Source organism: Phytoactinopolyspora endophytica (assembly GCF_004138495.1).
In the GTDB taxonomy this organism is placed as follows: Bacteria; Actinomycetota; Actinomycetes; order Jiangellales; family Jiangellaceae; genus Phytoactinopolyspora; species Phytoactinopolyspora endophytica.
In genome coordinates, this window is the sequence record NZ_ML142854.1 from 10224 (window position 1) to 19319 (window position 9096).

Annotated in this window: 9 protein-coding genes; 6 read left to right on the forward strand and 3 right to left on the reverse strand. The window is 68.2% G+C overall.

Annotated elements, in window-relative coordinates; translation table 11 throughout:
- The 3 genes from ELR45_RS37755 to ELR45_RS13095 form a co-directional block, all read left to right on the forward strand.
- A partial coding sequence (locus tag ELR45_RS37755) for a heme/hemin ABC transporter substrate-binding protein (RefSeq protein WP_205856533.1) occupies positions 1-522 on the forward strand: 522 nt, incomplete at its 5' end.
- 98 nt (positions 523-620) lie between these two features.
- Positions 621-1748 carry a FecCD family ABC transporter permease gene (locus tag ELR45_RS13090; protein ID WP_129667087.1) on the forward strand — a complete coding sequence of 376 codons (1128 nt, stop codon included), beginning with the start codon at positions 621-623 and terminating at the stop codon, positions 1746-1748.
- Positions 1745-2569 carry a heme ABC transporter ATP-binding protein gene (locus tag ELR45_RS13095; protein WP_129666625.1) on the forward strand — a complete coding sequence of 275 codons (825 nt, stop codon included), beginning with the start codon at positions 1745-1747 and terminating at the stop codon, positions 2567-2569. The genes ELR45_RS13090 and ELR45_RS13095 overlap by 4 nt, the downstream gene beginning before the upstream one ends.
- 89 nt (positions 2570-2658) lie before the next feature.
- Here ELR45_RS13095 and ELR45_RS13100 read toward each other — a convergent pair whose 3' ends face one another.
- The gene (locus ELR45_RS13100; RefSeq protein WP_129666627.1) at positions 2659-3426 is read right to left on the reverse strand and encodes a TetR/AcrR family transcriptional regulator; all 768 of its coding nucleotides are present in this window, start codon (positions 3424-3426) and stop codon (positions 2659-2661) included.
- 203 nt (positions 3427-3629) lie between these two features.
- Between ELR45_RS13100 and ELR45_RS13105 the strand changes: the two genes are divergently transcribed.
- Together ELR45_RS13105 and ELR45_RS13110 are read left to right on the forward strand one after the other, a co-directional pair.
- Complete coding sequence (locus tag ELR45_RS13105; protein ID WP_129667088.1) at positions 3630-4625, forward strand: ATP-binding cassette domain-containing protein; 996 nt, start codon at positions 3630-3632, stop codon at positions 4623-4625.
- A complete protein-coding gene (locus ELR45_RS13110; RefSeq protein WP_129666629.1) occupies positions 4626-5471 on the forward strand; it encodes an ABC transporter permease in 846 nt (281 codons plus the stop codon).
- On the opposite strand, the gene ELR45_RS13115 is transcribed toward ELR45_RS13110, so the two are convergent.
- A complete protein-coding gene (locus tag ELR45_RS13115) occupies positions 5364-6482 on the reverse strand; it encodes a DMT family transporter (protein WP_129666631.1) in 1119 nt (372 codons plus the stop codon). The genes ELR45_RS13110 and ELR45_RS13115 overlap by 108 nt on opposite strands.
- A gap of 66 nt (positions 6483-6548) precedes the next feature.
- On the opposite strand from ELR45_RS13115, the gene ELR45_RS13120 reads away from it, so the two are divergent.
- Positions 6549-7844: an aminotransferase-like domain-containing protein gene (locus ELR45_RS13120; protein WP_165367739.1), complete on the forward strand. Its 1296-nt coding sequence runs from the start codon at positions 6549-6551 to the stop codon at positions 7842-7844.
- 60 nt (positions 7845-7904) lie between these two features.
- Here ELR45_RS13120 and ELR45_RS37760 read toward each other — a convergent pair.
- Positions 7905-9096: sodium/proton-translocating pyrophosphatase (locus ELR45_RS37760; RefSeq protein ID WP_205856535.1), on the reverse strand; the 1192-nt coding region annotated here is incomplete at its 5' end.

Sequence of the window (9096 nt, forward strand, 5' to 3'; positions counted from 1 at the left end):
GACGACGCGCGCACGGTCGACGGCGTGCCGAGCCAGATCCGCGCGGTGGCGGGCGCGCTCGGCGTCCCCGGCGCCGGCGAGGCGTTGATCGAACGGACTCAGGACGAGATCTCCGGTGCGATGGGTATGGCGCCCGATGACGGCGACCCGCTACGGATCGCTTTCCTCTACATGCGTGGCGGAATGGTGCAGCTGCTGGCCGGTCCTGGTTCTGGGGCCGACGCGATGATTCAGGCGATCGGGGCGGTCGACGTCGGGACCGACCTGGGGCTGGACCGGTCGTTCACGCAGGTCACCTCCGAGGCGCTGATCGAGGCCGCACCGGACGTGATCATCATGATGTCCGAAGGGCTGAGCTCCATCGGCGGCGCCGACGGCCTGGAGAAGATCCCCGGCGTCGCCCAGACTCCCGCTGGTGAGAACCAGCGGGTGGTCGACATGGACGACACACAGCTGCTCAGTTTCGGGCCGCGCACCGGTCAGACCATCGCCGCTCTTGCCGAAGCCGTCTACGCGCCGTGAGCACGGAGATCTCCACGACCGCGCAGCACGCTGACCAGGGAACGGGCGACGCTGCTCAGACAGGCTCGTCTCGTGCTCGGCGGGACCGAAAAACGGACATCGAGGCTCGTGCGGGCGGCTCGACCGCGCCCGTGCGAGCCCGGCGTGCTCGGGCGACGTTGCTGATCGGTGGGTTGGCCGCCGCCTTGGTCCTGGTCACGGTGGTGTCGGCCGGCCGTGGGCAGCTGGAGATCTCTCCCGGGGAGGTCACCGGTTCGGTGATGCATCGGCTGGACAGCGGGCTCGAGTGGTTGCTCACCCGGGTCGGGATCACCGTCGACCTGCCGCTGGACATCGGTTCTCTGCCTTCGCACGCGCAAGGTGAGAACACGCTGTGGTTAGTACGCTTCCCTCGCGTAGTGCTCGCGATCCTGGTGGGCGCGGCGCTGGCCACGGCCGGGGCGTTGATGCAAGGCATCTTCGGCAACCCACTGGCCGAGCCGGCCCTCATCGGCGTCTCGCCCGGAGCGGCGGTCGGGGCCAGCCTGGTGTTCGTCACGGGTGCGAGCTTCCTCGGTGAGTGGACAGCGCCGGCTGCTGCGTTCACCACCGGGCTGTTCGCGACGCTCCTCGTATACGCGTTGTCCCGGTCGGGCGGGCGCACCGAGGTGGTGACGCTGATGCTGACCGGGGTGGCGGTGACGGCGGTGGCGTTCGCACTCGTCGCCTTCAACACGTTCGTCGCCAACCCTGAGGCTCGCGAGCAGATCGTGTTCTGGCAGCTCGGTAGCCTCAACGGAGCCCGCTGGCCGGCCGTGAACGCGGTGCTGCCCTTCGTGTGCGTGGGTCTGGTCGTCGCTGTGGTGTTGGCTCGATCGCTGGACCTGCTGTCTCTGGGGGACAAAGCGGCGCGTCATCTCGGCGTCAACGTGGAACGGCTCCGGATCGTCGCCATCGTCGTGGTGGCGATGCTGGTCGGCTCGGGTGTGGCGTTCGCGGGCGTGATCGGCTTCGTCGGGCTCGTCGTCCCACACCTGATGCGCATGGTCGCCGGGCCTGGTCACCGGGTGCTGCTGCCGGCGAGCGCGCTCGGTGGCGCGGTGCTCCTGGTCGGCGCCGACCTGGTAGCCCGCACAGCGATCCAGTACGCGGATCTTCCGCTCGGCATGCTGACCGCGCTGGTGGGTGGGCCGTTCTTCTTCTGGCTGCTGCGCCGCACCCGCAGCCGGGCGGGAGGCTGGGCATGAGCCGGCTGCTTGCGCCGCGTCGCCGACGGATGCCGTCCCGCATCGGTCCCGGTGAAGCTGTCGCGGCGGTGCGCGGGGCCGGCGTGGTACTGGGTGGGGCGCAGATTCTGCACGACGTCTCCCTCGATGTCCGTACGTCAGAGGTGCTGGCGCTGGTCGGGCCGAACGGCGCGGGCAAGTCGACTCTGCTGTCGGTGCTGACCGGTGACATACGACCGGAGAAGGGGACAGCCGAGCTGTGCGGACGCGCCACCCACGAATGGTCTGCGGCGGAGTCCGCGATGCGCCGAGCAGTTCTGCTCCAGCAGGTCAACCTGTCGTTCCCGTTCACCGTCGTCGAGGTGGTGGCGATGGGGCGCGCCCCGTGGGCCGGCACCGAACGGGAGAACGACGACGAGGCGGCGATCGCCGAGGCGATGGCCGTCGCCGATGTGGGCGCTTTCGCGGAGCGCCGGTTCAACACGCTGTCCGGGGGTGAGCGCGCACGGGTGGCGTTGGCCCGGGTGCTGGCCCAGCGCACCCAGTTGGTGCTGCTCGACGAACCGACCGCGGCGCTGGATCTGCACCATCAGGAGATGGTGCTCGCCGTCGCCCGGCAGCGAGCAGCAGCGGGAGACGCCGTCGTCGTGGTGCTGCACGACCTCAACCTGGCGGCTGGATACGCCGATCGAGTGGCGGTACTCTCTCGCGGTGCGCTGGCATCCGTGGGCTCCGCGTCCGAGGTCCTCACAAGTGAGCTGCTGAGCGATGTGTACACGCATGATGTGGAGGTGCTCAAGCACCCGCGCGGTGCTGCGCCGATCATCCTGCCGCGTCGGTGAGCAGCCGCCGCTTGGCCCAGAGACTCCAGGGCGTCAGATCCATCAGGCACGCCCTGAGAGGCTGAGAGGCTTTCCCCACCTCCTTCTCGTCATTGCTGACTGTCTGCGGAGGGCCCGTCGATGTAGAGCTGCAGACCATCGAGGAGGCGGACTAGTCCGAAGTCGAGGAACTGGTCGTGCGTCCACGAGAAGGTGTCCGCGGACAGGCTGGCCATGGTGGGGTAGTCGCCGCTCTCCATCGCCTTGGTGAGCAGCGGCTCCTGAGCCTCCCAGAACTCCTCCGTGCTGACGCCGGTCAGCTCTTCTGCCCGTTTCTCGCCGAGGTACGAGCGCGCCGTGCTCTCCACGAAGTTGAACACCATGCTGATCACCATGATCATCTCGGGATCACTCAGCTGTGTGGTGGCGCGGAGGTGTCGCAAGACATACTCCAGGTCGGCGAGACCGTTCGGACCGAGCAGCGGGCGGCTCTGGTCCACGAACGGATACCACGGGTGGTCCAGGCAGAGCTGCCAATGTTCACGTGCCGAGGACTCGAGCAGGTCCCGCCAGCCGAGTTCAGGTGCGTCCGGGATCTCCGGGGGTGGGCCGGACACCCGGTCGAGCATGAGGTCGAGCAGCTCGCTCTTGCCAGGGACATATCGGTAGAGCGACATGGTCCCGACGTCCAGTTTGGTGGCCACCTTCCGCATGGACAGGGCCTCTAAGCCCTCGGCGTCGGCGATCTCGATGGCGGCAGTCACGATCCGGTCGAGGGTGAGCCCGGGTTTCGGTCCGCGGGTGGGCCGTTCGCGCAGGTTCCACAGCAGTTCGATGCTTCGATGGACATCACCGCTGCCGCTGTACTCGGTCGTCATGGTGCTGACAGCTTAGACGCCTCTTGGGCCGCGCGACTCGCCTGATGCGGTGACTCGCGCGGCCCACGGCGTCGTTGGCGGTATCGCTGCCGTCGTTCGGCGCTGTCCGGCCCGGTCCCGGAATAAGTGCGTGCGCTGTACGCGTTCACGGGTATAGTGTACGCAATTGAGCGTGCTGTGCATAGCAGAGAGGAGGCGCAGTGATATCCACCGAACCCGCGATCGTCGCCAAAGGGCTTCGGAAGCACTACAAAGACAAGCGCGCCCTTGACGGTTTCGACCTCGTCGTACCGCAGGGAACGGTCTATGGCTTGCTCGGCCCGAACGGAGCGGGAAAGACGACGGCGGTGAGAATTCTGGCCACGCTGGTCAGGCTGGATGGCGGGCAGGCCGAGGTGGCCGGATTCAACGTCGCCACGCAGGCACGTCAGGTCCGCCGGCGGATCGGCTTCACTGGTCAGTACGCCGCCGTCGACGAGGTGCTGACGGGCAGGCAGAACCTTCGGATGTTCGGCCGCCTGTTCCACTTGGGCGCGAAGGGAGCGATCCGTCGTGCGGACGAGCTGTTGGAGCAGTTCGGACTCGTCGACGCCGCGGACAAGGGAATCAAGGAGTACAGCGGGGGAATGCGCCGCCGTCTTGACCTTGCGGCCAGCATGATCCTCGCACCGCAGGTGCTGTTCCTCGACGAGCCGACCACCGGGCTGGATCCACGGGGCCGGAATGAGGTGTGGGAGGCGGTCCGCTCTCTGGTTGCCGAAGGGACGACAGTGCTTCTCACCACGCAGTACCTTGACGAGGCAGACCAGCTCGCCGAGCGGATAGCCGTGATCGACCGCGGCCGGGTGATCGCCGACGACACACCCGCGGAGCTGAAGAATCACATCGGCGGCGACCGCGTGGAGGTCGTGGCGCATGAAGTCGCCGATATCCCCGCGGTAGCCAAGGTGGTGGCCCGCGTCTCGTCTGGTGAGCCGGAGATCGATGGGGAGAGCCGCCGGGTCCACGGGGCGGTGACCGACAGAGTCGGGGCGCTGACCGAGGTAGCACGAACTCTTCAGGACGCCGGCGTCGGCGTCGAGGACATCGGCCTGCGTCGCCCGACCTTGGACGAGGTGTTCCTGACTCTCACCGGCCACCCGGCCGAGGAAGAGCCGTCGACTGCCGAGCAGACCGAGAAGGAAGAGGAGAAGCAGTAGATGAGCACACCAAGCGTGGAGTCCACCACGCTCACGACGGAGCTCGACGGCCCAGGCCGGCGGCTGTACTGGGCCGCGGCGGACTCCTGGACCATCGTCCGTCGTGGCTTGACGCACTATGTCCGGCAGCCGAGCAACATCGCCTGGCAGCTGGGCTTCCCGATCGTCTCGGTTCTGCTGTTCGGGTACGTGTTCGGCAGCGCGATGTCCGTGCCCGGAGGCGGTGACTACCGGGAGTTCCTCATGCCCGGCATGTTCGGCATGACGATGGCGATGGGGTTCATGAACACCGCCTACGTCGTGGTCTACGACACCGCCCGGGGCGTCACCGACAGGTTCCGCTCGATGCCGATGGCACCTTCGGCCGTCGTCACGGGCCGGGGCGGAAGTGACCTGATCGGCGCCAGCCTCGACCTGCTCGTGCTCGGCCTGACCGCACTGGTGGTCGGGTGGCGTTCGGACGGTGGCCTACTGGCGACGCTGGGGGGCTTCGCGCTGTTCCTCCTGCTGCGGTTCGCGCTGATCTGGGTCGGCGTGTGGCTGGGCATGCTGGTGCCGAACGAGGAGGCGGCCGGCAGCCTGTTCGCGGTGGCGTTCCCGTTCGCGATGATCTCCAGCGTGTTCGTCGCGCCGGCGCTCATGCCGGACTGGCTCGGCGCGATCGCAATGTGGAACCCTGTGTCATCGACCGTGACGGCAGCCCGTGAGCTGTTCGGCAACCCGGTCGCGCTGGGCGACTCATGGGTCGAGCAGAACGCGCTGCTGATGGCGGTCGTCTGGCCGCTCGTCATCACGGCGGTCTTCCTCCCGCTGGCTGTCCGTCGATTCCAGCGTCTCAGCCGGTGACGGCGCCCCCCGGGTGGAGTGGGCTGGGTCCTTAAGGCAGTCAGCGGAGCGGGCTGGGTGCCGAGGGCTTTGCCTAAGGCCGAGGGCGATACCGGCGCCACAGAGCAGGACGCCGGCCAGGGCCGGTATCGCCCAGGTCGAGCTACCGATCGCCACGCCGGCGAGGTAGCCGGAGATCGGCATCACACCGATGAAGAGGCCGGCTCTGTCGGCGCCCAGACGTGCCACGCCGCTGTACCAGAGCAGGAACGCGACGGCGGTGGTGCCTACCGCCATGTACAGCAACGCCAAGGCCTCCGTGGCGGTGGGTGCCTGCAGTCCTGACTCCTGGGTGACGACACTCACCACGGCTAGCATCGGTGCCGCGATCAGGCACGTGCCGGTGGAGAGCTGCAGCGGTGTGAGCTCTTTGAGCACGGGGACAGCCAGCAGTGTGAACGCCGCCTCACACGCGAGGAAGGCGATCGCGTAGGGCCACGCGACCAGCGGGGCAGCGGTGGCGCCGTGGACCAACACGATGCCGGTGACGACGACGGCGCTGCCGGCGGCGGTTCCCAGCCGAATTCGATGACCTCCGGCGAGTGGCCCGAGCAGCGCCAGGACCAACGGCGCGGCGCCGACCACGGCCGCCATGAATGCCGGGTCCGCGTGCCGGGTTCCCTCGATGAGTAGCCAGTTGAAGGCGGCCAGGCCGGTGGCGGCGATCGCGGTCAGCCGGATCGCCGTGCCCAGAGTGACACCGGTGAGCGTGGCCGTCGCCGCTCGGATGCGGCGAAGCGGCGAGACTGTGGCTCGATCCGGCACAGGTGAGGGTGTGCGGGCGACGAGAACCGCCATGAGGATGAGGCCTGCCAGCAGGTACCGCCATCCCTGGCCCGCCAGGACCGGATAGCCTTCCAGCGACGGAGCGATCGCGATCGAGGTCCCGACGATCGTCATGCCGGCCGCGCATGTCGTCGCGCCGAGCGTGGTGGAGGACGGCGTGCGGGACCGGGAGCGTGCGAGGTTCACAGATGGAACTCTGGTCCAGAAACTGGCCTATAGACAGGGCCAGTGTTGAAGTGTTTCACTGTGCCAGTGTCGTCTGACAGTGCCGATCGGTTCGCTGCGCGTTTCGGCGTCGCCCCGGCCGCCGGGAAAGCGGACTGGCTCCGTGCCCGGCTGATCGAGGCGATCCACGACGGCTGGCTGAAGACCGGCGACGTGCTTCCGGGAGCGCGAGATCTGGCGGCGGCCCTCGGCGTGTCCCGCGGCACCACCGACGCCGTGTATACCCAGCTGGCGGTGGAGGGCTTCATCCACCAGTCGCCTCGTCGCCGGCCGAGCGTCGCGGGTCTGCCCGGCGTGGGTCCGTCGGTCCCGGATACTCTGACATCGGCCGCTCCGCCGCCGACACCCAGCGTTCCAGACCCGGCGCTCTTCCCGCACCGGGCGTGGGCGGCGGCTTCGCGCGCCAGTCTGGCGAAACTGACCGCCGAAGATCTCGGCTATCCCGACCCGTCGGGACACCCTCGGCTGCGGGCTGTGCTGGCCGATTGGTTGCGCCGGACGCGAGGGATCTCCGTCGCGCCGGATGACATTCATGTCACCGCAGGCATCGCCCATGCTATGGCCTTGCTGGCCGACGTTCTCGGCGCGCGGACCTGGGCGCTGGAGCGGCCCGGTTCGCCCGGCTCGACGCATATGATGCGCCAGCTGGTGAACGTCGTCCAAGTGCCGATCGACGATTCGGGTCTGATGCCGGAGGCGATACCGCCCGAGGCCGGCGTCGTGCTGGTGACTCCCACGCACCAGTACCCGACCGGTGCGCTGATGCCGGCGGAAAGGCGTCGCGCCCTTGTCGATGCGAGCGGAGCCGCCGGCCGCTGGGTGGTCGAGGACGACTGGGACTCACACGTCGCGCCGGCCGGAATCCCGTCGGCCGTACAGGCATTGTCTCCGGACACGGTTGTGCTCATGGGATCGTTGTCGAAGTCGCTCGCGCCAGGGCTCCGGCTTGGTTGGATCGTCGCCCCCGCGGCCGTCGCGACGCGGCTGAAGGAGGTGCGTGAGCGCACGGACCTTGGTGTCTCCGCCGTCGTCCAGCTGACCGTGGCCGAGCTCATCGAGTCCGGCGGCCTGGATCGGCATCTTCGCCGGGTGCGCGCGGAGTACGCGCGACGGCGGATGAAACTGGCGGAGCGGGTGCGACCGTACGGCCGGCTCACGGGCGAGCCGGGTGGCGTACACGCGTTCGTTCCGACTCCTGAGCCAGGACCGCTGGTGGATGAGATGACCAGGGCAGGTGTGCCGGCGGTGGCCGTCGATGACGAGCGCTATCCCGGTGCCGTCATCTCCGTCGCCGCCTTCACCTCAGAACGCGCCCGCCCTTAAAAAATGAGGCTCTTCCGACCCATCCGTGGGTGGGTCGGAAGAGCCTCATTCAGGTGGGGCTCAGACGGCGGCGTCTTCCTTGACTGGAAGCTCGTCGCCGATCACCGTGGACCGTCGCTTCGACACCCAGATCGCCGCGATGATCACGACGACCGCGATCGCGGTGATCGTGTAGCGCAGGCCGTCGTTCGCGTCCGGACCGATGGTCATGGTCACGATCGCCGGGGCGATCAGCACCGACACCAGGTTCATCACCTTCAGCAGCGGGTTGATCGCCGGTCCGGCGGTGTCCTTGAACGGGTCGCCCACCGTGTCGCCGATGACCGTGGCGTCATGAGCTTCGGAGCCCTTGCCGCCGTGGTGGCCGTCCTCGACGATCTTCTTCGCGTTGTCCCACGCCCCGCCGGAGTTGGCCAGGAAGACCGCCATCAGAACACCGGAGGCGATCGCACCGCCAAGGTATCCGGCGAGCGCGCCGATGCCCAGCCCGAACCCGACGGCGATCGGCGCCAACACCGCGAGCAATCCAGGCGTCGCCAGCTCACGTAGCGAGTCCTTGGTGACGATGTCGACCACGCGGCCGTATTCGGGCCTCGTGGTTCCGGCCATGATGCCCGGGTCCTCGCGGAACTGACGGCGTACCTCGTACACCACCGCGCCCGCTGCCCGGCCGACAGCACTGATCGCGAGACCGGAGAAGAGGAAGACGACGGAGGCTCCGATGATCACACCCACCAAGACGCTCGGCGTGACGATCGTCAGGGCGAACGAGTTGTCGCCGCGGAGCGAGTCCAGGCTTTCGCCGATGCCGCCGAGCTCCCTCCCGATGACGTCCATGTAGGAGCCGAACAGCGCGGTGGCCGCCAGCACGGCGGTGGCGATCGCGATGCCCTTGGTGACTGCCTTGGTGGTGTTGCCGACGGCGTCAAGCTCGGTCAGCAGCTGAGCACCCTCGCCCTCGACGTCCCCGGACATCTCGGCGATGCCCTGGGCGTTGTCCGCCACCGGTCCGAACGTGTCCATGGCGACGATCACACCGACCGTGGTCAGCAGACCGGTACCCGCGAGCGCGATGAGGAAGAGCGAGACGAGCAGCGAGCCTCCACCCAGCAGGAACGCACCGTAGACGGCGGCGGCGATCACGAGTGCGGTGTAGACGGCAGATTCCAGGCCCAGCGCGAATCCAGAGAGGATGACCGTTGCCGGTCCGGTGAGCGAGGTCCGGCCGACGTCCCGCGTCGGCTTCTTGTCG